The sequence below is a fragment of the Halioglobus sp. D3-4 genome, assembly GCF_055809315.1.
This window is the reverse complement of sequence record NZ_CM147907.1, coordinates 657980-681049: the sequence shown is the minus strand read 5'-3', so window position 1 is coordinate 681049 and position 23070 is coordinate 657980. Positions and strand designations below refer to the sequence as shown.

The 23070-nt window shown below is 57.1% G+C and carries 17 protein-coding genes; 8 read left to right on the top strand and 9 right to left on the bottom strand.

Annotated features, from left to right (window positions below):
* Nucleotides 1-92 precede the first annotated feature (92 nt).
* Together AC0L6S_RS02855 and acnA are read left to right on the top strand one after the other, a co-directional pair.
* Nucleotides 93-1610: an acetyl-CoA acetyltransferase gene (locus AC0L6S_RS02855; RefSeq protein WP_473426912.1), complete on the top strand. Its 1518-nt coding sequence runs from the start codon at nt 93-95 to the stop codon at nt 1608-1610.
* A gap of 72 nt (nt 1611-1682) precedes the next feature.
* Nucleotides 1683-4358 (top strand): aconitate hydratase AcnA, encoded by a 2676-nt coding sequence (gene acnA / locus AC0L6S_RS02850; RefSeq protein WP_473426911.1) that lies wholly within the window; start codon nt 1683-1685, stop codon nt 4356-4358.
* A 29-nt stretch (nt 4359-4387) separates the two neighbouring features.
* On the opposite strand, the gene AC0L6S_RS02845 is transcribed toward acnA, so the two are convergent.
* Entirely contained in the window at nt 4388-4939 is a 552-nt protein-coding gene (locus tag AC0L6S_RS02845) for a glycine zipper 2TM domain-containing protein (RefSeq protein WP_473426910.1), read from the bottom strand.
* A 202-nt stretch (nt 4940-5141) separates the two neighbouring features.
* Here AC0L6S_RS02845 and AC0L6S_RS02840 point away from each other — a divergent pair, with 202 nt between their 5' ends.
* The gene (locus AC0L6S_RS02840) at nt 5142-7199 is read left to right on the top strand and encodes a DUF3604 domain-containing protein (protein ID WP_473426909.1); all 2058 of its coding nucleotides are present in this window, start codon (nt 5142-5144) and stop codon (nt 7197-7199) included.
* Nucleotides 7200-7309: 110 nt separating this feature from the next.
* The gene (locus AC0L6S_RS02835; protein ID WP_473426908.1) at nt 7310-8818 is read left to right on the top strand and encodes a Ppx/GppA phosphatase family protein; all 1509 of its coding nucleotides are present in this window, start codon (nt 7310-7312) and stop codon (nt 8816-8818) included.
* 27 nt (nt 8819-8845) lie between these two features.
* Here the strand turns inward: AC0L6S_RS02835 and AC0L6S_RS02830 are convergent, their stop codons facing one another.
* The 3 genes from AC0L6S_RS02830 to AC0L6S_RS02820 all read right to left on the bottom strand — a co-directional run bounded on the left by AC0L6S_RS02830 (nt 8846) and on the right by AC0L6S_RS02820 (nt 11543).
* Nucleotides 8846-9820: an alpha/beta fold hydrolase gene (locus tag AC0L6S_RS02830; RefSeq protein WP_473426907.1), complete on the bottom strand. Its 975-nt coding sequence runs from the start codon at nt 9818-9820 to the stop codon at nt 8846-8848.
* Between the two features lie 62 nt (nt 9821-9882).
* Nucleotides 9883-11202 (bottom strand): ammonium transporter, encoded by a 1320-nt coding sequence (locus tag AC0L6S_RS02825; protein WP_473426906.1) that lies wholly within the window; start codon nt 11200-11202, stop codon nt 9883-9885.
* Nucleotides 11203-11204: 2 nt separating this feature from the next.
* Nucleotides 11205-11543, bottom strand: coding sequence for a P-II family nitrogen regulator (locus AC0L6S_RS02820; RefSeq protein ID WP_473426905.1), 339 nt, complete (start codon nt 11541-11543; stop codon nt 11205-11207).
* Nucleotides 11544-11822: 279 nt separating this feature from the next.
* Here AC0L6S_RS02820 and AC0L6S_RS02815 point away from each other — a divergent pair, with 279 nt between their 5' ends.
* A complete protein-coding gene (locus AC0L6S_RS02815) occupies nt 11823-13238 on the top strand; it encodes an alkaline phosphatase (RefSeq protein ID WP_473426904.1) in 1416 nt (471 codons plus the stop codon).
* A gap of 93 nt (nt 13239-13331) precedes the next feature.
* On the opposite strand, the gene AC0L6S_RS02810 is transcribed toward AC0L6S_RS02815, so the two are convergent.
* The 3 genes from AC0L6S_RS02810 to AC0L6S_RS02800 form a co-directional block, all read right to left on the bottom strand.
* Nucleotides 13332-14273 (bottom strand): general secretion pathway protein GspB, encoded by a 942-nt coding sequence (locus tag AC0L6S_RS02810; protein WP_473426903.1) that lies wholly within the window; start codon nt 14271-14273, stop codon nt 13332-13334.
* 64 nt (nt 14274-14337) lie between these two features.
* Nucleotides 14338-16104, bottom strand: a complete 1767-nt coding sequence (locus AC0L6S_RS02805; RefSeq protein ID WP_473426902.1) for an ExeA family protein — start codon at nt 16102-16104, stop codon at nt 14338-14340.
* 114 nt (nt 16105-16218) lie between these two features.
* Complete coding sequence (locus tag AC0L6S_RS02800; protein WP_473426901.1) at nt 16219-17817, bottom strand: cation:proton antiporter domain-containing protein; 1599 nt, start codon at nt 17815-17817, stop codon at nt 16219-16221.
* A gap of 268 nt (nt 17818-18085) precedes the next feature.
* Here AC0L6S_RS02800 and AC0L6S_RS02795 point away from each other — a divergent pair, with 268 nt between their 5' ends.
* On the top strand, nt 18086-18559 hold the full coding sequence (locus AC0L6S_RS02795) for a DUF2059 domain-containing protein (RefSeq protein WP_473426900.1): 474 nt from the start codon (nt 18086-18088) through the stop codon (nt 18557-18559).
* Between the two features lie 222 nt (nt 18560-18781).
* On the opposite strand, the gene AC0L6S_RS02790 is transcribed toward AC0L6S_RS02795, so the two are convergent.
* Nucleotides 18782-19645, bottom strand: a complete 864-nt coding sequence (locus AC0L6S_RS02790) for a metal-dependent hydrolase (protein WP_473426899.1) — start codon at nt 19643-19645, stop codon at nt 18782-18784.
* Nucleotides 19646-19832: 187 nt separating this feature from the next.
* Between AC0L6S_RS02790 and AC0L6S_RS02785 the strand changes: the two genes are divergently transcribed.
* Complete coding sequence (locus AC0L6S_RS02785; RefSeq protein WP_473426898.1) at nt 19833-21311, top strand: MerR family transcriptional regulator; 1479 nt, start codon at nt 19833-19835, stop codon at nt 21309-21311.
* A gap of 5 nt (nt 21312-21316) precedes the next feature.
* Nucleotides 21317-21943 carry an START domain-containing protein gene (locus tag AC0L6S_RS02780; RefSeq protein WP_473426897.1) on the top strand — a complete coding sequence of 209 codons (627 nt, stop codon included), beginning with the start codon at nt 21317-21319 and terminating at the stop codon, nt 21941-21943.
* A gap of 41 nt (nt 21944-21984) precedes the next feature.
* Here the strand turns inward: AC0L6S_RS02780 and AC0L6S_RS02775 are convergent, their stop codons facing one another.
* Nucleotides 21985-22977: a hypothetical protein gene (locus tag AC0L6S_RS02775; RefSeq protein WP_473426896.1), complete on the bottom strand. Its 993-nt coding sequence runs from the start codon at nt 22975-22977 to the stop codon at nt 21985-21987.
* Between the last annotated feature and the right edge of the window lie 93 nt (nt 22978-23070).

The following is a 23070-nucleotide window of genomic DNA, read 5'->3' as shown; positions in this document are numbered from 1 at the left end:
CGTGGAATTGCAGCACGCAATGCGACTGGATTTCATCGCGAGGACTGTTTATGTTGTCCCCCTCAAAATTTGCCAACCGAACAGATACGATTATGACGACACCTGACAACACCCCCATACTCGTCGGCGCGGGCCAACACACCTGGCACGACACAGACGCCGGCCGAACCCCGTTGGATGCCCTGCACGAGGCCGGCGCAAAGGCCATCACAGATGTCGGTACAACTAAGATCACCGGCGCGATTGACGCGCTCGCGATGGTCAGGTTTATCGCCGACACCACGCCCGGCGTAGGAGCGCTATTTCCACGTAATCCGGGCAGTGCGTTGGCACAGCGTCTGGGTATCGTCGACCCCGACGTTTACCAGGGTACCATCGGCGGCAATACGCCACAGTATCTGGTCAACCACTTCGCCGGCAAGCTCGCCCGGGGCGAACACAGTGCGGTCATGCTGGCGGGCGCGGAATTGCTGGCCACCCTGTTCGCAGTCCTGCGCTCGGGCGAGGATATATCTGCCTGGGCCGACGCAGGCACAGAGCCGCCGACTGTCGGTGTAGAGCGGGAGGGACACACCGCCGTAGAACTGGCACACGGTCTGTACGAACCTATCAACACCTATCCGCTATTTGAGAACAGCCTGCGCCATCACCTTGGCATCAGTCAGGAAGCGCATACGGCACAGATAGCGAAGCTCTGCAGCCGCATGAGCGCAGTCGCAGCAGAGAATCCGTACGCGTGGCGCCCGCAGTTTCAAACGCCGCAACAGATCAGCACCGTAGAAAAGCGCAACCGCTATATCGGCTACCCCTATACCCGCGCGATGAACCCCATATTGGAAGTGGATATGGCGGCCGCCGTGATCATGACAACAGTGGGCCGGGCACGCGAGCTGGGGATCGATGAAAGCCGCTGGATCTACCTTCGCGCCGGGGCGGATGTGAACGACATCTGGTACGTCAGTGAGCGCCCTACCCTGCACGCCTCACCCGCAATCCGGCTGGCGTGGAATGCAGTATCGAGCCAGGCAGGAATCGCGCTGGATGACATCGCACACTTTGATATCTATAGCTGCTTCCCCAGCGCAGTGCATGTCGCCTGCAATGAAATAGGCCTGAATCCGCTGGATGAGCGCGGTGTCACCATCACCGGTGGACTGCCCTTCTTCGGCGGCCCCGGCAACAACTATTCGCTGCATGCCATAGCACAGATGCTGGAAACACTGCGCCACGGCAACGGCGGTCACGGACTGGTCACTGCCAATGGTATGTACCTTACCAAGCACTCTCTCGGAATCTACTCAACACAGGCGCCGCAAAGCGCCTGGCGGGATACCGATAGCCCTGCGCTACAACAGGAAATCGACAGTGCTCCACGCCTTGCGGTGGCCACCGACCCGTCCGGCCGTGCCACGATCGAGACGTTCACGGTCGGGTTTGACCGCGAAGGCCCAAAACGCGGCATTGTAATCGCGCGCAATCGCGCGGGTGAAAGAGTCGTAGCCAACACGCCCGATGATGACGCCACGCTCAAGCAGATGATGACCGGGGATCCGATTGGACAGAGCGGCAACATTCACCAGCGCGATGGCATCAATATATTGGAACTGTAAACTGGCAACGCAAGCAGGGAGCTTTTTTATCCACTATACTCTGGCTTTCAGTTTCAGCGCAGGCGAGTCAACATGAAGTCATCGGATAACACCTTCAATACTCAATCAACCCTTGAAGTGAACGGAAAGCGTTTCCAATACTATGCCGTCAACGGCGGCGAACTGGCTGCGCATGAGAGCGTTGGAAAACTCCCCGTATGCAGCAAGATCCTGCTTGAAAACCTGCTGCGCCACGAAGATGGCGTCAGCTGCACGCGCGGGGATATCGAAGCGCTCGCGGCCAGCGCCGGCAGCGGCGCCGATCAGGAGATCGCCTACCACCCCGCCCGCGTACTGATGCAGGATTTCACCGGCGTTCCCGCAGTCGTCGACCTCGCTGCCATGCGCGACGCACTGGTCAAACGCGGCGTAGACCCGCAGAAAATCAACCCGCTATCGCCGGTCGACCTGGTCATTGACCACTCAGTAAGCATCGATAAGTTTGCCACTGAGACAGCCTTCGAACAAAACGTCGCCCTGGAAATGCAGCGCAACAACGAGCGCTATCAGTTCCTCAAGTGGGGCCAGGGCGCGTTTGATGATTTCAGTGTTGTCCCGCCGGGCACGGGCATCTGCCACCAGGTTAATCTGGAATATCTGGCGAAGGTCGTCTGGCAGAGCACGGCCGGTGACATGACCGTTGCTTACCCCGATACACTGGTGGGAACCGACAGCCACACCACGATGATCAATGGCCTGGGCGTACTCGGCTGGGGTGTCGGTGGCATCGAAGCCGAGGCGGCGATGCTCGGACAGCCCATCTCCATGCTGATTCCCGACGTCGTGGGCTTCGAACTCACCGGAAAAATGCGCGAAGGTATCACCGCAACCGACCTCGTACTGCAGGTCGTACAGATGCTGCGCCAGCACGGTGTAGTCGGCAAATTTGTGGAGTTTTATGGCAGCGGGCTCGATGAGTTACCGCTGTCCGACCGCGCCACCATCGCCAATATGGCTCCGGAGTACGGTGCCACCTGCGGCTTTTTCCCGGTCGATGTCCAGACCATCCGCTACCTGCGGCTTACCGGACGCGATGATGACACTGTTGCACTCGTAGAAGCCTACTGCCGGGCACAGGGTATGTGGCGCGACGAAAACTACATCACACCGACCTTTTCCGCCACGCTACATCTGGATATGTCCACGGTGGAACCCAACCTGGCCGGGCCGAAGCGCCCACAGGACCGGGTCCCGGTAAAGGCTTTGCGCGAGGCTATAGACCAGTTTATCGAACTCGATGGCAAGGCCGAACAACAGCACACCGCCTTCCCACTGGAGGGCATGCCGGGGTCGTTGCACCATGGCGATGTGGTAATCGCAGCGATTACCTCCTGCACTAACACCTCCAATCCGGCGGTAATGATCGGCGCCGGCCTGGTTGCACAGAAAGCGCTGGCGCGCGGCCTGCAACGCAAACCCTGGGTGAAGTCCTCGCTGGCGCCGGGCTCGAAAGTGGTGACAGATTACCTCGTGAAAGCCGGCCTGCAACCCTCGCTCGATGCGCTGGGCTTCAACCTGGTGGGCTACGGCTGTACCACCTGCATCGGTAATTCCGGCCCGCTGCCCGATGCCGTTGAGGATAGTATCGCCTCGAACGACGTTGTCGCCTGCTCCGTTCTGTCAGGCAACCGAAATTTTGAGGGCCGTATTCACCCGCTGGTGAAAGCCAACTGGCTGGCATCGCCGCCGCTGGTTGTCGCATACGCCCTCGCCGGCACCACCCGTATCGACCTGAGTACAGATCCACTGGGCGAGGACAGCAACGGCGCACCGGTCTACCTGCGTGATATCTGGCCCACCAATGCCGAGATCGATACTGTCGTACAAACCGTCAGCACAGACATGTTCCAAACGGAGTACGGCGCGGTGTTCGACGGCGACGCCACCTGGCAGGCTATCGAAACCGGCGGCGGCGCCACCTATGACTTTTCCCCGGATTCAACCTATATACAGCTGCCACCCTTCTTTGAAGATCAGTATCAGGGCAACCGGCACGATATTCTCGGTGCGCCGATGCTGGCAATGCTGGGCGACTCGGTCACCACGGATCATATCTCTCCCGCGGGTGCGATTCCCGGAGACAGTCCGGCTGCGCGATATCTACGCGACAACGGTGTGGCCGAGGACGATTTTAACTCCTTCGGCTCACGCCGTGGCAACCATCAAGTGATGATGCGTGGCACCTTCGGCAATATACGTATCCGCAATGAAATGACACCGTCCAGGGAAGGGGGCTATACCCACCTTGTGGGCGAAACAGAACCGATGTTCATCTATGATGCGGCAATGGAGTACCAGTCGCGCGGAATGAGTACCGTGGTAGTGGCCGGGCGCGAATACGGCACGGGCTCCAGCCGCGACTGGGCCGCCAAGGGCACACTGTTGCTGGGCGTAAAAGCCGTCATTGTCGAGAGTTTCGAGCGCATTCATCGCTCCAACCTGGTGGGGATGGGGGTACTGCCGCTGCAGTTCCTACCAGGTGAAACCCGCAAAACACTGGCTCTGCAGGGCGATGAAACCTTCGACATTCTCGGCCTGGACGGAGAGCTGAAACCGCAGCAGAAACTGCGCGCCATCGTACACTACCCCTCAGGCGAGCGGCGTGAAATCCAGTTGCAGTCCAGACTGGACACTGCGGTAGAAGTTGAGTATTACCGCGCTGGCGGTGTCCTTACGTTCGTACTGAACCGCATTGTCAGCGAAGCCTGAAGGGAGCTACACGGCCGCAACGCGGACAATCAGCCGGCCTCAGTAGCGGCGGAATCCCGGGCGATCCTCAGTTTGCCATCCTGTAACGGGATGGTATCGCCCGGATCGTGATCCAGGCGCACTTCACCCGGTTCATCGCCAATGCGATATTTAACATCGTAACCGACGGTTCGCTCACTGACGTCATACACCGTTTTACATGTCCGCTGTGTGGTCTGGTACGTGTCGTTCTTCTGCAGTGTGTCCTGGGCCTTATTGCCCGCATAACCACCGGCTGCCGCACCGGCAATTTTGGCAGCGGTGTTCTTGCCGCCGCCGCCAATTGCATCACCCAGCAGGCCACCGGCTACGGCGCCGAGCACCGTCCCGGCGATTTTATGTTTGTCCTTGACCGGTTCCTGTTTGGTAACCACCTGATCGGTGCACTCTTCACGCGGCGTCTTGATACTCTCCGTCACGGGTGTTACTGCAGTCACCTGCGCGTACTCCGGTCCATTCAACATCTTGTAGCCGGCAATACCGCCGGCCGCAGTCGCAAGGCCCGCTCCAAAAACCGCTCCAACCAGCATTGATTTGTTCATATCACTCTCTCCCGCATGATGAACGATAACTAATTATATGCCATTCGCCGACCTTGCAATACTCACAGCACGCTATCTGGTACGAAAAAATGCACCGTTGAAACTGTGAGCAAATCCATTGCGAGGCCATGCTGTCTATGAATTCCATACTGCGCTAGGATGCCAGCAACAATAAAATCCAGCGGCCGATACAGGACACGGCGTGAAAAAACTTTTCAAATATTTACTTTTCATTACACTCGCCCTGGCAGTGGCCGGCGGCAGTGTGCTTTTGTACCTGCGGTATGAGTTTCAACGGGTGCAGCACGATGCGTCAGAACTCGCCAGCTGGGACAGTGTAAGTGTCCGTTCGCTGCAGGAAGGCGACGATATCGCGCCACCATGCGCGCAACAATACCCTTACAACAGAGCCTGGTTCGGCGATCTTCACGTACACACGGCAGTGTCCTATGACGCCACCTCCTTCGGTGTCACCACCACAGTCGATGATGCCTACCGTTTCGCGCGCGGTGCCGCTCTGCCGCTGTCGCTGGAGGGCGACACCGATGACTATCAGCCTCCGCTGCTGCAACTCGAAACACCGCTGGACTTTGCGGCTGTGACCGATCACGCTGAGGCACTGGGAGAAACACAGTTGTGCTATACCCGTGATTCAGCCGGCTACGACAGCCTGGTCTGTGGACTATATCGCGGCGACATTACTCTGCCCATGGATGACAAGCTGGGCTCGCTGGTTCGTCTGGCTAGCTTTGCGGTATTTGGTCAGGACCGCTCCACCCGCGTTTGTGGCGAGGATGGCTCTCTCTGCCGCGACCGAGCAATCGCAGTGTGGCGCGACAACCAGCTCAGCACTGAGGCCTTTCACGATAAAAGTACACGCTGTGAATTCACTTCATTTCACGCCTACGAATACTCGCTGGCCGAAGATGCCGCCAACCTGCACCGCAATGTAATTTTCAAATCCAGTACAATTCCCCAGGCGGCGATGAGTGCCAAAGATGCACCCAGGCCGGAGCTGTTGTGGCAATGGCTGGACAAGGTTTGCATCGCCGGACATGAGCAATGCGACGTGCTGGCGATACCCCACAACAGCAACTGGAGCAGCGGCCGCATGTGGTATCCCTACACCAATCGGGATATTCCTCTACGGGAACAACAGGCACAAGCGGCACTGCGCGCTCGGCTGGAACCCCTTGCTGAAATTGTTCAGGTCAAGGGAGACTCAGAATGCCGCAATGGGATAGCCAGTGTGCTCGGCGACACCGACGAGTTCTGCGATTTTGAAAAACTCCGTCCCGCCGATGAAGTGATAGAGGACTGCGGCGAAACGGTCGGCAGTGGCGGCATGATGCTTAAAGGCTGCGTCTCCCGCTACAGCTTCGTGCGCTACGCGCTAACCGCCGGCCTCGCTGAGGAAGCGTCACTCGGAGTGAACCCATTCAAGTTCGGCATACTGGCTTCCACCGATACACACATCGGCGCGCCTGCGGCTGTTACTGAAAAAGGCTACCAGGGTTCGCATGGCAATGACCGTAATCTGCAGGACCGTCTCCTCAGCAAGATCGAAGTCCCAGGAGATGTCGCCACCGGTTCACCGGTGCGCTACAACCCCGGCGGCATCGCCGGCATTTACGCCAGTGAAAACAGCCGCCAGGCATTATTTGAATCGATGCAACGGCGAGAGACTTTCGGCACCAGCGGACCGCGAATTGAACCGAGATTCTTTGCCGGGTGGAATCTCGACCCCGACGTATGCCACAGTCGCGAGTATCTGACCGATGCCTATCAACAGGGTGTGCCAATGGGCGCCGACCTGCCCATCGCACCCCAAAATGCCAGCGGCAGTCCGATGTTTGTCGCCTCTGCCGTTCGCGACCCGCGTGAGGGTGGCAATCTGCTGCAGCGTATCCAGATCATCAAGGGTTGGATCGACCATGATGGGCGCACACATCAGGCCGTGTTTGATGTCGCCGGGGCAACCGCAACAGAGGCCACAGTAGACCGGCAAACCTGCGCTGTGTCAGGAAAGGGCTACCCCCAGCTTTGCGCGAGTTGGCGAGATCCCGACTTTGACCCGCAAGTAGCCGCAGTCTATTACGCTCGCGTACTTGAAAACCCCAGCTGCCGCTGGAGTCACTACGACTGCCTGACACTGCCGGAGGCGGAGCGACCGCCGGGCTGTACTGACCCGGAGTTGCCATGGCAGATTCAGGAGCGAGCCTGGACCTCGCCCATCTGGTATCGACCGGCACCGGGATAGATTCGCTGCAGCAGGTTTATAGTGTGTCAGCAGTGGACGCTGGGCAAGTGCGTGAGCACGCCGAATGCTTTACCATTGCCCAGTGTTAAACCACATGGAATCACGGACCATTGGATGTAGACAATCAGAACACTCTCCCCGAGGGTAGTCAGCTCGCTGCGATAGACCTGGGCAGTAATTCGTTCCACCTCATCATCGTTAAGATCGAACACGGTGAGATGCGACCGGTACAGGCCCTTGCGGAGAAAGTGCAGCTCGGCGCAGGGCTGAAAAACGACATCCTCAGTGCCGAAGCAATTCAACGCGGTCTCGATTGCCTGTCGCGTTTCGCGCAACTGCTGGAAAGCGTCGGCCCCGAGCGCATTCGGGTGGTGGGCACGCATGCCCTGCGACTGGCACACAATCGAAGAGCGTTTACGGTGCCGGCCAAACGAATACTGGGCAGCCGTGTGGATGTCATTTACGGCCTCGAAGAGGCCCGGCTAGTGTACCTGGGAGTGGCGCATTCGCTGGCTGACGACGCGCATTCACGACTGGTCATCGACATCGGTGGTGGCAGCACCGAGTGCATAGTCGGCCAACGCTTCGAACCACAGTTTCTGGAGAGTTTGCAGATGGGCTGTGTCTCCTATGGCAATGCCTTTTTCCCAGGTGGCCGCATCAGCCGTGGAAACTATCGCCGCACATACGAAGAGGCGCGCGCTCAAATCTACCCGATTCGCCGCCGCTTTGGCGCAAAAAACTGGGCTGAGTGCGTAGGCTCATCGGGAACTCTACAGGCGATTGAGACAATACTCTCGCAAAATGGCTGGGAGGACGGCGGAATCTCCCGAAGCGGCCTTGCGACACTGGAAAAACGGCTGCTCAAATTTAAATCGATGGACGATATTCAGATAGACGGCCTATCAGCGCAGCGGCGCAATGTCATTCTGCCCGGTGTAGCAATCACCAGTGCGTTGTTCGATGTACTGGGAATCGAGCACATGCGCACCTCCAAGGGTGCTCTGCGCGAAGGCGTAATCTACGATCTAATGGGGCGCCTCAGCCACGAGGATGTGCGCGAGCGCACCGTCAACGCTCTCATGCAGCGCTACGCGGTCGATACCGATACGGCCGACATTTTTGAGCGCAGAGCACGCACGTTTTTCATGGCGACACGAGCCAGTTGGCAACTGACGCAGTATGACTGGGACTTGTTGCACTGGCTCACCCGCACGCATGAAATCGGCATGGCTATCGCGCACAAGCATTTTAATCGTCACTCCGCCTATGTGTTGCGCAATGCCGATTTACCGGGCTTTTCACAGGATGAGCAGGAATTACTGGCTACACTCGCGCTGGGGCAGAAAGGCAAACTGAAGGCTGATTTCTTTGCAGAAATCGCGGATACAGAGCTGACACGTATAATCTACTTGCTGGCCATTATTCGGCTCGCCAGTTGTTTCAAACACGTCGAAATACTCGAGCAGTTGCCGGACTTCTCCATCGTAGCGGGTGAACATACCCTGACTCTGGCGTTCCCCGACGACTGGCTTGATAACCACCCCCTCACCGAGCGAGAACTGGAAACGGAAAAACAGGTGCTGGGTAAGGCCGGGCTAAAACTGAAGATAAGCTGAACCGTCTGGGGACAGCGCGGGGCGTATCTAATCCCGCAGCTGAATGTCCTGCAAGTAATCGAGCAAAATGGCGTTCACCGCTTCTGAGGCTTCCAACTGCACCATGTGACCCGCGCCAGCGATCATCCGTACCTCGCGTAAATCGGGGAAGATTGCGCGCATCTGGCTTATCGGGTCATCGCCATGAAAACCCTCCAGATCAACATCGTGTTCACTCCCCAAAAAATAGGCCGGCACCGCACTTTGTACACCTTCATAGGGTTTGCGTTGCTCCCACTTAAGATCGAACGAGCGATACCAGTTGAGCCCACCGGTAAAACCGCTGCGGCTGTACTCGCTGACAAAAAATTCAAGTTCCAACTCAGACAACCACGGCCAGGGCATCGGGGGCGGTTCTGCCATGGCCTCGATATAAGAGGTACCCGGCGGGTAGTTAAATACGTCGAAGTAGTTACCTGCGCCACTGAGCGTATGAAATACCTTGTGCAGAAAACGGCGCGGCTCGGCGGCAAGTTCTTTATCCGCTCGCGGCGGAACACGGAAGTACTCGATATGCAGGAAATGCTCCTGTGCGATGCGTTGATACTCGGTGAGTGGTGACTCCTCGGGATTGTGCGGCGCTGCGGGATTCTCCAGCCCGATGATTGCGATCACCCGCTCAGGATGGCGCAGGGCCAGATCGTAGATCGCAAAGGCACCGAAATCCAGCCCGGCAAACACAGCGCGTTCGACGCCGATGTGATCGAGTAGGCCCAGCAGATCGCCAGTGATATGGTCTATGTCATAAGCCCGCGGGTCTGCTGGTGCCTCCGTTTGGCCCATCCCGCGCATATCGGGGGCGATCACCCGATATCCGGCTGCTGCCAGTGCGGTGATCTGTCGGTGCCAGCTGAACCACAAATGCGGAAACCCATGGCACAACACCACCGGCACACCCTGCCCCTGCTCCACGTAATGTGTATGGATTCCGTTGATAGTCGCGTGGTGGTGCTGCCAGTTCACTGTGCCCTACCCCCTATAAAAAAGGCCACCAGAGGGTGACCTTCAGATAATACAGATACAGTTTACAGATCGTATCCACGCTCGTCGTGCAGCACCAGATCGAGTCCCTGGTTTTCTTCATCTGCATCAACCCGCAGTCCGACTATGGCATTGACTAGCTTGAGAATGATAAAGCTCATCACCGCAGTGTAGACAAATGTCGTTATAACACCAATCGCTTGTACGCCAAACTGGGCTCCGATACTGTTAATGCCATCCGAAAAACCGTTGCCACTAAAAATACCAAGTTGTGTCGAGCAGAAGATACCCGCCAGCAATGTGCCGAGTATGCCGCCTACACCATGCACCGGGAAAACGTCCAGGCTGTCATCAATTTTCAGTACGTTTCTGAGCAAGTTGGTGGCAAAGTAGCAGACCACACCGGCAGTCAGACCGATAACCACCGCGGCCGCAGGTCCTACTGAACCGGAGGCAGGTGTGATTGTGCCAAGGCCCGCGACCATACCGGTAACGATACCCAATACGGACGGTTTACCGTGACGTACCCATTCCATCGTCATCCAAGCCAGCGCGCCGCAGGCCGCTGACAGATGAGTGACCAGCATCGCCATCGCCGCCGTATTGTTGGCACCCAGTGCCGAGCCGGCATTAAATCCGAACCAGCCGACCCACAGCATACCCGCGCCGGCCACGGTGATGGCCAGATTGTGTGGCGGCATCGGCACGGTACCGAAGCCTTTGCGCGGCCCCATCACCACCGCCGCGACCAGCGCCGCTACTGCAGCGGTAATATGTACAACCGTACCACCGGCGAAATCCTGCAGACCGATCTCACCCAACCAGCCGCCGCCCCACACCCAGTGACAAACAGGCGCATACACTACCAGCAGCCATATGGAGCAGAAAATGAGCATTGCAGAAAAGCGCATACGCTCGGCGAAGGCACCCACGATCAATGCCGGAGTGATTATCGCAAACGTCATCTGGAAAACAGCAAACAAACTGGTGGGGATCGTGCCACTCATCGAGTCCATGGTGATGGAGGAGAAAAAGACATTGCCAAAATCACCAATAAATGGCCCCTGTTCAACACCTGCGCTGCCAAATGCCATGGTATAGCCTACGGCAAACCACAGCACTGACATCAGACAAGTTAGCGCAAAACACTGCATCAGCACAGACAGCACGTTTTTCACACGCACCAGCCCGGCGTAGAACAGCGAGAGTCCCGGAATTGTCATAAACAAAACCAGCGCCGTCGACGTCAGTACCCATGCCGTGTCCGCGCCGTTCAACTCATCCGCGCTGGCACCGGAACTGGCCAGCAACAGGACAGCAAACGGCAGCAGGTTCAGCCGAAAATTGCTCATGAAAGAAAGCATGATCAGAGCGCCTCCTCTCCGGTTTCACCTGTACGAATGCGGATACTTTGCTCCAGTGGCGTGATGAATATCTTGCCATCGCCTATCTTTCCGGTACTGGCGGCATTGCAGATCACCTCAATTGCAGCGTCCACCTGGCTGTCGGGAATACCGATCTGTATTTTTACCTTGGGCTGAAATTCAACCAGGTACTCCGCACCACGATAGAGTTCGGTATGGCCCTTCTGCCGACCATAGCCTTTCACCTCTTCCACTGTCATACCCATGATGCCTATCTGTTGCAGTGCATCCCGAACGTCATCCAGCTTGAAGGGCTTAATGATAGCGGTCATCATCTTCATGTTATTTCCTCGCGATTATAGTGCCCCGCTGATCTTTTCATTATCGACTGTCGGGGACTCAGGTGCTTATACTCCCGCCGCGCATCGCAGCGGAACCCGCATCCTGCCACAGTGACGTGCAAAGGTTAACAGGCGCGATTGCAAAAATGGGGAGTGCGATATCCTGCCACCGGCGGCCGCAGCCGCCGGTGGCAGGGCGAAATCCGATTTTTCCGTGCATCAACACGGGTGGCATGGTATCTATAACCGCTTCCTGCTCGAGAACTGTGGATTTCCCGTATGCCCCGCAAAATATATTTACTGTTAGCCAGCCTTGTAATCAGTTCCGCTACGATATCCGCCCAGAATGCGGCGGCGCAACAGCAGCCTGTTCAGGCCGGGCAGCCGCGCCAGGTGATTCTGATCATTGGCGACGGTATGGATGAGCAGCAGATTACCATCGCGCGCAACTACTTACGCGGAGCCGCAGGGCAACTCCTGCTGGATGGCATGCCATTGCGAGGCGCGGTACAGATACAGACATCGACTGATGCAGCCGCTGGTCAGCCCGTCTACGTCGCAGACTCAGCCAATACTGCAAGTACCATGGCGACTGGCGCCGTCACCAGCATCGGACGTATCAGCACCGCCGCCGGCACAGACGAAGATCTCACCACTATCGCTGAGTTGGCCATCGCGGCTGGCTTGCGTACAGGAATTGTGACCACAGCCAGCGTGACCGATGCAACCCCCGCGGCTTTCGCCACACATATCAAGATGCGCCTGTGCCAAGATGCCGACTCCATGGAGGATGTCCGCTACCGCGATATTTTTCTCGGTGAATGCAAGTCGGACCTGAAAGCAAACGGCGGCAAAGGCTCCATCGCTGAGCAACTGGCTGAATCGGATGTGGATGTCATACTCGGTGGCGGCAGCGCGCACTTTACACCTACCGCCGAGGGTGAAACTGTCAGCACACTGGATCTCGCGCGGCGCAATGGCTACGAAGTGGTGACCAGCGCCGCTGAGTTGACACAGGCGGCAGCGGAGAAAAAACTGCTGGGGCTGTTTTCAGCGGGCACTATGCCGGTACGGCTGCGAGGTGAGGCTGGCCGCGAAGCAGAAGCCCCACAAACCAGTTGGCTGCACCACCTGCACCCCTATCTCGGCAGCAGCACACTCCCAGCACCCATGGCCTGCGAACCCAACCCGGAATTCAGCAACGTTCCCTCGCTGCGGCAAATGACGGATGCAGCACTGCAACACCTGGCCGATGCCAATGAAAGAGGTTTTTTCCTGATGATCGAGTCAGCCTCCATCGATAAACAGTCGCATGAACGCAAGCCCTGTGGCTCCATTGGCGAACTGGAACAACTGGAGGAGGCGCTGGACAGCGCTCTGGCATTCGCCCGCAGCCACCCCCGCACACTGATTATTGTGACGGCCGATCACGCCCAGGCGGCGCAGCTAATTCCCGACGAAAGCCTGTTCTCGGAATTTCCCATCCCCATCTATACGCCCGGCAAACTGGCACGCATCACTACACCCGAAGGGGGTCGCATGGCGATAAATTACGCCACCAATAATTTTTTAATGGAAGAACACACTGGTGCCGCTGTACCGTTGTTCAGCAACAGCGAAGGTGTGGGAAGAATTCCCCCGTTTATACAGCAGGCGCAGATATTTGAGATCACGCGGGACTACCTTGGAATATAAAAGCTCCAGCGCGACCTTAGGAGTGGAAGGATAGACAGTGCGGTGACCCGTAAAAGCTAAACTGGCAACCTGGAATACGCTGCAATCAGTGCACTACAGGTTGATCCAGCTATTCAGAGCCCGCAGTCGAAATTGCGTTCCCTGGTAATTCAGTACCACGGAGTCGGGCAGTATCTCTTCCACCTTCAGGCCCACTGCAGCACTGTCACCAACGCTCAGGGTTTTGCTGTTCAACACGACGGTGGAATTCGATGTATTGCTGGAATAATCATGGCGAAGGTAGTAAATCGTGGGGATGCTATCCTTGACCTGCTGTGACAAGTCGATAAGCAACGGCACCGGGCTTTCGGTCAAATCAAGGTTTTTGGCTTCTTCATCCGCCAGCTGCACCAGCTTGTTGACATCGTAGGGCACATCAGCGTCATCGCCACGTTCTGCGGCACGCGCGGCGGGTTGCGGTTTGCGGTAGGCCGGCTCCACCGGGGGGTTGCGATAGAGTTCGGCCACAGCGCTGTTTTCCTCGGACTCGACGGCTGCTTGCGGTCCTGACCCTGGCACAGCGGCGGCGATTTGCGACTGGGCCTCTTCCTGCAGTGCGTCATCCACCAACTGAGCCTGCGCACCATGCAGCTCATCCATGCCGGCGCTGGCAACGGCGGCCAGGGATGACTGGACTGCCTGTGTCTTCCTGGCACGCTCATGCTCGGGCGACACGCGCACCACAGCGGATGCTGGCCCCGGTGTCACTGCCGGGCGGTGCACAGCACTGGCGGCTGGCGCAGGCGACACCAGAGGCGCCTCCCGATTGACTGCACGGATGTCGGCGACACCAACATCGCCAGCGGGCAGTTGCGGTGCACTGTAGCGTTCCACGATCAACCATGCGATCAGTACCACCGCGATAGAAAGTGCCACCCACAGAGCATATTGCCTGCGGTTGACGGACACCTGATCTACCGGGTGATACGTCGACAGTCCCGGCACCGGATTATCATCCTGGCGAGCGCGATTTAGGGCATCCAGAATCAGCGACACAGAGGCGCCCCCCAACGGATAAAGTCGCCGGCATGCAAACCTGTGGATAAGATCTCTGCGTGGTTCATTCAACCACCCCTGTCTCTGAGCCCGCTTGCAGTTGCTCCCGCGCCTGCGCCGCAGTCACATCCACTCCCAACTGCTCGTTGAGTTTGAGCAATGTCTGTACTCCCACCGCACCATCCTCGACAAGGCCATGTTGCTGCTGAAAAAGGCGTACGCGTTGCTCCAGTGCCCGGTTGAACCCCCTGAAGGCCAGGGGCTTGGGCTGCTTATCGAGTTCGGCAAAGCGCTGCGCAACGACTCCAACGACGTCACTTTCATCCCACAGCGATAGTGCTGTAGAGAAATTCTCCGGTGGCCGCCAGAAAAAACGGTACCGGCCCGTCCAGTAGGGTGCCAGGTCAGCCAGACTCACCTGCGCGATACCGGCCACGGTAAATACCCAGGCGTTAGAACCGTCGATCCCGAGCAATAGTACCTCAGCGGAAAAACGCTCCGCCGTGATCGCCTCCAGAGAAATTGGTCGATCGATCTCTGCCAGTTCATCCCAGGTCCAGACCTCCCCTTCCAGACAGGCCAAACCCTGTTGCACGCGATCTGAGCAGGGCACGGCAGGAACCGGCTGATCGGTGTTCAATTGCCACAGCCTGGCCAGAGCATCGCCCGGTGGCAACAGGGCATCTGCAATGTCGAACACCTGCGACGACTGTCCGTCAACTGGAATGGCAGACTCGGGTGTCGCCACCAATAATTTAGCCACATCCGCAGCGGTGGTCTCGGGAAGTGTGTCTGCGGATGTCGATGATGGCTCGACAGCGGGCACCTGGATCGGCTCTGCAGTCATCTGGACGGGTTCTGCCGTCGCCGGCAAAGGTGCCTGCAATGCCGGCACACTCGGGGAATCAACCACCTCTGCCCCACTGTACTTCCCCAGCAGCCATCCACCGCCCCATACCAGCAGCAACACCGCCGCTGCGATCGCCAGCCAGCGCCAGAATGTCGATTCCGCCTCCTCTTCGCCGAGGACCTCGCGCAGCGCCAGGCGCAACATATCGTGATCCACATGCGAGGTATTACGGCCGTAGGCACCGAGCAACATGCGGTCGCACACGACGTTTATGACACGGGGAATACCCCGGGTTGCCTTGTAAATTCCGCGCACGACGGCCGGAGAAAAGACCACGCGTTCCGGACTCATACCAGCCACCTGCATACGGTGCTGGATATAGGCACTGGTTTCATCGAGGTTCAGCGGATCGAGATTGTATCGTGCCGTTATGCGCTGGTTGAGCTGGCGCAGTTCCGGGCGCGCCAGCATCTGCGCGAGTTCCGGCTGCCCGATCAGAATGATCTGCAACAGCTTTTCGTTGTTCGTTTCCAGATTGGTGAGCAGCCTGATCTGTTCCAGCACATCAAAATCGAGGTGCTGCGCCTCGTCGATCATCAGCACGGTTTTGCGGCCCCGGGCATGATTCTCTAGCAGAAAGCTGTGCAGGTTGTCCGTCAGGGTCTTGAGCGTATGCTGCTGGTGATCGTAATCGATTCCCAACTCATCGCAGACGCTGGCGAGCAGTTCGATGGCATTCAGTGCCGGATTGAGAATAATGGCAACGTCTGTATCGGAGGGCAGTTGCTCCAGAAGACAGCGGTTGATGGTGGTCTTGCCCGTCCCGACTTCTCCGGTAAGCAGGATAAAGCCACCGCCGGCCCCCACCCCATAGAGCAGGTGCGCCAATGCATCCCGGTGGCGGGCGCTCATAAACAGGTAGCGGGGATTCACCGCAATGGAAAAAGGTGCTTCCGTTAATCCAAAGTATTGGTAATACATGCAATTGCGCGCTGCGGGCCTGTACGTTTTAACCTGCGGGCATTATGCCCAAGGGTCGGCGGCAATGCTATGACGCTGGCAGGCGTTCGGCAAGCCCTCTCAGCGCGGGGGGCGTTACACCGCTGCACTGGCAGGCTTGTCCGGGAGTATATCCAGCATATTGGACAGGGCGTGCTCAGCAAAACCCGCGCCCGCCTCTGCGTAGTAGTTAAAGACCACATCGGCCCCGGCCTCCCTCATACGAACCCTTTCATCCTCATATTTGGCCACCGCCGCCACCTTGCCGGTGTAGCCTGAATTGCGCAGCTGCTGCACTGCATCCACCATTTCTGCCAACGATGGCATCGTGAACATCACCAGCTTGTAGCTGGTCGCCTGCAAACCTTCCCAAAAATCGGCATCCTCGGCATCGCCGTAGATGACCCTGCGCCCAGCCGCATTGTGCTGGTCCATTTTGGACTTGTCGGTGTCCACACCACACACCCGCAAATTGTATTGGGACTCAATGGTATCGTAGGCCCCAGAACCCACGCGGCCCATACCAATAATGAGCACCTCCACATTTCTGGCGGGGCTCTGCGGACTATCTTCGGAATCGGACAGGGATTCAAATCGCCTGAGGGTGTGCTTGTACCGACTGTAAAAGGTGTGAGAACGGCCATTAAGCAGTGTGGACAGTACAAAAGAAAGCGCCACTGCCAGTGCCAGAATGGCCATCCAGTCCTCGGTGAGCCAGCCCTTCTTGACACTGAGCGCCGCCACAATCAGCCCAAATTCACTGAACTGGGTCAGTGCCAGCGCGGCCAGCAGCGCTGTTCTGGCACGCATTTTGTAGCGCGCCAGAAGAAAGAAAAACGCAGCGCCCTTCAGAGGTAACAGCAGGCAGAGCAGCGCGGCTACCCCCAGCATCCCCAGCGAGGGCTGCACCGCGAGCCCAATATTGAGGAAAAAGCCAATCAGGAAAATATCCTTGAAACTCATCATCGATTTGCTCAATTCGCCCGCTTTCTTGTCCCCGCTGAGCAGCATGCCCATCACCAGGGCACCGAGGTCGGCCTTCATCCCTACCGCTTCAAACAGCGCACTGCCGGCGAAAGTGATAATGATGCCGGCCAAAATCAGCACCTCATCGTGACCGCTGGCGCGCAAGACATAGCTGGCCAGCGGACGCGCCAGTATCAACAGGGGCAGCAACAGCGCCCACTCCGAGGGAACCTTGCCGGTAGAGGCCGTGAGAAACAGCACGGCGATAATGTCTTGCACAATGAGGATTCCTACCGCGATCTGGCCATGGCGCACACGAAACTCACCGCGATCTTCCAAAATGGCCACGGCACAGACCGTGGAGCTGAAACTGAGCGCAAATGCCACCAGTGCCGCGTGCTGCATGCTGATGTCAGTCACCAGCGGGATTCCCAGCACCCCCAGAAATAGCAGGAATCCGAACGTTAGCGTGCCGAAGCTCGCGAGGTTTTCAAAGGTAGAGCGGTAGACCTCTGTCCGCAGCAGGCTGGCCAGATCGAGTTTCAGCCCGATAATGAACAGCATCAGAGAAATGCCGATGTTGGAGATAGTCTCGATGAATTCCGAGGGTTCAAAGCCCGCCATGCCCAGCCCGAACCCCGCAATAAGATAGCCTACCAGTGGCGGCTGTCCAATCTGCCTGGCGGCAAATCCACAGCCAAAGGCGGCTAATATGATCAGGCTGTCCATGGGGATCCAGGGTTCAATACAATTACAGGAAAGTACAACAGGCTTCGCGGAACTATCTTACACCACATCCTGTGCAGTGATCGAATTGACGGGGGTACTGGACATCCATCGCAACAATTTTTTGCAAACACGCTCAGATGCGATCAGATTCCATGTTTTTTTGTTCACGTCTCTGTATAGCTGTTGTATAAATGACTACAGTCCCACAGCGTGCCCCTAAGCGTCTGAGCGCCTCGACGACCTCTCATTGATTGGATAAGGATAAAACATGAATATCTTGAAAACCGGTTTGATTGCGGTTGCCTTCGCCACCGCTGCCGTGGCCTTGGCCTTGGCGGACGATGCATCGTTAAAAGAAGCCGAAAAGCTACTCCAGACCATGGGTACGGAGACCGCGCTTGAACAATCCATGTCGCAAATGCTCGATGTCCAGCTGCAGCAAAATCCCGCGCTGACTCCCTATAAAGGCGTGATGATGACGTTTTTCGACAAGTACATGAGCTTCAAGAGCCTGAAGCCCGAGATGGCCCAGGCGTATGCCGATGCATTTACCCTGGACGAGCTGCAGGATATAAACGCTTTCTACGCCACTGACGTCGGTCAGAAAGTAGTGCAGGAAATGCCGAGGCTTATGGCAGCCGGCGCGCAGATGGGTGTCAACAGAGTGCAAGAAAATATTGGCGAGCTACAGGAAATGATCAAAGCAGAATCTGAGCGAATTCAGCTGTTGCAACAGCAATAACCCAGAAGCATCTGTCCGCGATTTGTCTCGTGCCAGTCTGGCAACCAGACTGGCACGCGTTCAAGCACCCTTGATCTGCCAATTACAGCAAGCGGGCCGCAAGCTGCGCACGCTGCTCAGCGAGACCCGCATATCCTGCGCTCCAGCAGTAGCGGCGGGACCGGGCAGAAGCGGACTCGGCGACGCCCAGCCACCGAACGCACAGTGCTCGAGGGCCCTGTATTACGCCAAGTACGCTTTCAGTTGCCCCACGTAACTGCGGGTATCCAGATCATTGTGCTGCTTCCACGGGTGAAAACCCGGCTTGAAAAAGGCCAGCCAGTCGCGGAACGGTCGCGTCAGAAAGCCCTGTTTGAAGCCAAAACAGAACTTGATGCCCGTCTTCCATGTAGACCACTTCCACAGGCTGCCGTCTTTGTAGAGCAGTACTGTCAGGTTCACAAAAAGCCCCAGTAAGAAGAAAAAACTGGATAGGAACATCGCAAAACGCAGGAAGACTGGACTGCCGCCAGTGGCCTGATAAACATCGAAGGCAACACCCTTATGCTCGGTTTCCTCCAGCGCATGCCACTGGAACAACGCTTTCACACTGGGCTCCAGCCCCTGCTGTGTAGCGTCTGCATTGGTCAGAACCTGATAGGCCAGAATCGCCGTGAAATGCTCCATACACACTGTCATCGCCAGCGCGGCCCGGCGTGCCCAGGCGTGCTTCTTACCGCGCTTGCTAAACCGTCGTAGATCACGGCGCACAATCCCTTCCAACGCTGCCACTGGATAACCGTGACGGGCTGCCAGATCATTCATAGCCTCGTGCACCAGTGTGTGCTGCGCTTCCTGAGCACAGAACTCCTTGATTTCCTGCAGCAGTTTGGGGTCTGTGATCTCATCCCGATAGGCCAGAACGGAGCGGATAAAAAACCGCTCTCCTTCGGGAAACAGGATAGACAGTGCATTCATGAAATGGGTTTTGAACGGGTCGCCATCGAAAAAATACTCGGGCGCGCTCTCCGTGGCGGCAGGATCAAACTTCCTCACCTCTATGTCCAGCGGTGTGTTGGACTGGCTGAACGTTTCTGCGACACCCATGGGGAAAACCTCCAATGTTGCGGGCCTTGATGCCCCGACTTACTGGATAATAGTATTATCCATTGAGTGCGTCAAGAAATTATCTATAATTGGACTCACAACTGAACCAGTCTAGGGATGAACTGGCCACTCAAGCGTTACACTGTAACCTGACAACCCCATCCCCAACTCGCTGAAGAATAAATGTATGGCAGGACACTCGAAGAAAAAGCACAGCGCAGAGAGTCGACACTACCGCATGTCCGAATTGGTAGAAATATCCGGCGTTTCCCGCGATATGATCAAATATTACCTGCGCGCAGGGCTGCTGCCGCAACCGCACAAACCCCGGCGCAACCTTTCGCTGTATACAGAAAATCATCTGCGGCTGATTCAGCTAATCCTGAACGCCCAACAGCAAACCAGCCTATCACTACCGGAAATTGCCACTGCGTTCCAAACTGCCGACTATGACCCGGCAATCATTGAAATCGAATTACTATCCGACAAGTACCACGCAGGGCGCCGCGACTACATCATTCCCTTCGAGGCTGAATCCCGGCCCAACGTCAGCTTGAGTGCACCGCAGGAATTCCTCGACGAGTTGCACCGACACGGCTTGCTGGACACCGCTGAACACCTCGACGAAAACCAGAAAGAAATTGCCGGATTGCTCTGGGCGGCCAGCAATGACGGCGTGCCGCTCTCATTCTTTGAATCTGCGCGCGAAAAGCTGCAGGCCCTGGCAGACTCCGAAGTCAGAGCACTGATCGCAATCCAGCGCCCGAAGCTGCATTTTGCGGACGTCGTGGCAGCGGTTACCGGTACCGACAGAGTGATCAATCGCTGGATGATCAGCGAGAAGACACGCCTGGCCAGACAGATGTTTCAACAGGTCATTGAGAATTCTGAAAAGGCGCTATCCACCGTACACGACACCATCTACCTGCCCAGCAAGGTATTTCGCAAGCGCTTTCGCATCGACGAGGAATTGGCAGCGCTGCGGCAGGCGATTGAGAAACATCCGCGTGACCTTAAGGCGCTGCACAATGCGTGCCGCGCCTGTCTGTTGCTAGCGGATTTTGAGGGCGCGCAGGGGTTCGCAGACACCGCATTGACACTTAAGCGCGATGATGACCTTGCAATTGCCTGCAAATGCCTGGCCTACGCGATGGACAATAATCTCGAACAGGCACTGCTGCATGCCAAAAATGTGGAGGCAAGCCAAAGCCGACACACGATTGCGCTGGAAGCGCGGCTCCTCACACTGCTGATGCAGGCGGCCAAACTGGGTGGCGTGTCCGACACGACGGAGTTGATGAAACAGGCTGCAGACCTGTTCCGCGAGCCCCTGCCGGTGACCGCCAGAGACGGGTTCGACGAACTCGAATCCTGCCTGTTACGGGCCAGGGCCAACACGATTTTTCCCGATGCAATCAACGCCGAGGCAGAGACGATCACGGAGTTGGAGACTATGCTGGCATCACTGGAAGCCAATACCTATGACGCGCTGGGCTTGCCGATAGAGGGCGCCCGCCTGGTCTATCAGGTCTATGCCAATTTTTACCTGGCGCAATTGCACGATGCAGCTGGCGCTACCGAGCAAGCCAGAACATACTTTGAGAAGGTTATCCAACTGGACCCGTCCTCCAACTTTGGTGAGATGGCCTATTTGAAACTGGGGTAATTGCAATGCCAGAACTCACTACAGTGTTATCCGGGCTCCGCAACACTCTCGCAGGGTTCGTGTTGGCGCTCCCCTGCTTCGTCTCGGCAACGGAGGAACCCTGGGCGCTGGAGCAGGAAGAGGACGACATACAGATCTACACTCGGGCCGTCGCGGGCTCACCGTTTCTGGAAGTCAAAGCCACCGCGCTGATCAACGCGCCCATTGAGCACGTGGCCGCCGTGATGGGCGATGGCCAGAGCTGCAGTGAGTGGCGCGCAAGATGTAAATCATCCGAAGTGCTAGGCACCCCCTCTGACACCGAACGCACGATCTATATGGTGCTCGATATGCCGTGGCCGGTTGAGGATCGCGACATGGTGATTCACTCCACTATCGAGATTGACAGAATTGCCCGAACAGTGACCGTACAATTGGGTCCCGCCCCCTCGAACCACCCTGAGCAAGGCTATGTACGGGCGACCACCACGGGCCAGTATGAGATAAAGGCGCTCGATGAAGAACAGGTCTTTCTCACCTATATCATGCATACTGATCTCGGCGGTGACCTGTCAGCCAATCTGGCCAACCCGCGTGTGATTGAGTCGACCTACGAGGACGTGAAACGGCTGCAGACGCTGGCAGAGCAATAAAAAACAGCCTATCACCAAGCACCGATCAGACAGCAACTGTCCTAGAGCAGGGAGTCGACCAGCTTTTCAATCAGTGCCGCCCCCGCCCAGGTCAGCGGAGGAATGATCAGGTAGAACGCCAGCGTGGTAAAACTGCCGAGGTTAAATGGCCACGTGGACAGCTGGGCAATTTCTCGCCGGTAGGTCAGCAGTGGCAACAGGGTGTCAATATCTGCGGATTCCAGATCAACCTCACCGGGATCATCGAGCGAGGCCTCGATTTTATCGGACACGCGCGCGAGTTCTTTTTCCTTCAATTTGACCAGTCGATTATGCAGAGGCCACACCGGAATAATGAAAATAACCACCAGCGGACCGAGGATGGCGACAACGCCAGGCACACTTTCTGCGAGGTTCAGCCCCCCTTCCAGGTTTATTAACGGAAACAGTGCCAGCGCGCCGATAATCGCGAGGCTGGAAATAATTGAAACGCGTGCGAAAGGCAACAGCGCTCGGATATCCAGCAGGGACACGCGAGCAACAGAGCCGCCGAGGTAACCGAATACGCGTGCCTGGCGGATCAGCATGACAATGACCGTAGTCATCACAACCCAGACCATCAAGGTACCCACGACACTTAAAAAACCCGGGACGCTGGTAATCACCGTCGCTATGGCGTCGGCTACCGACTGATAAATAAATACCGTGTGCACAGATGCACCCAGCACGCCCCCACACAAACTTGCCAGCGGCAGCAGCAAGCCGGTCGAATCGAGATCCTTATGGATGCGCTCGAAGTCGGTATCGCGCAACGCCAATATGGGCCGCAAAGCGCATAGCGTTTCCTGTGCTTTTTCCGTGATATAACTGAAGACTGGAATGATATAGGCGATTATCAATCCAAAAAACAGTGCTGGAGGTGTGTGCTCGCTGGCCTCCGCTGCACCGGCGTAAAACAGCGGGAGCAACAGCGACAGCAATAGCAAGCCTGTGACGGTTCTACCGTGGCGTATCGGCAACACCAGTTTGAGCAGCCAGATTCGGCGCAATGGCATAGTCCCTGCTTACCTGTCGTGGGTCAATGGCGGCCGCTGGGGCACTCGTTATACGAACACGCCGACGACGCCTGCATTGAGCCGGCAGCGTAC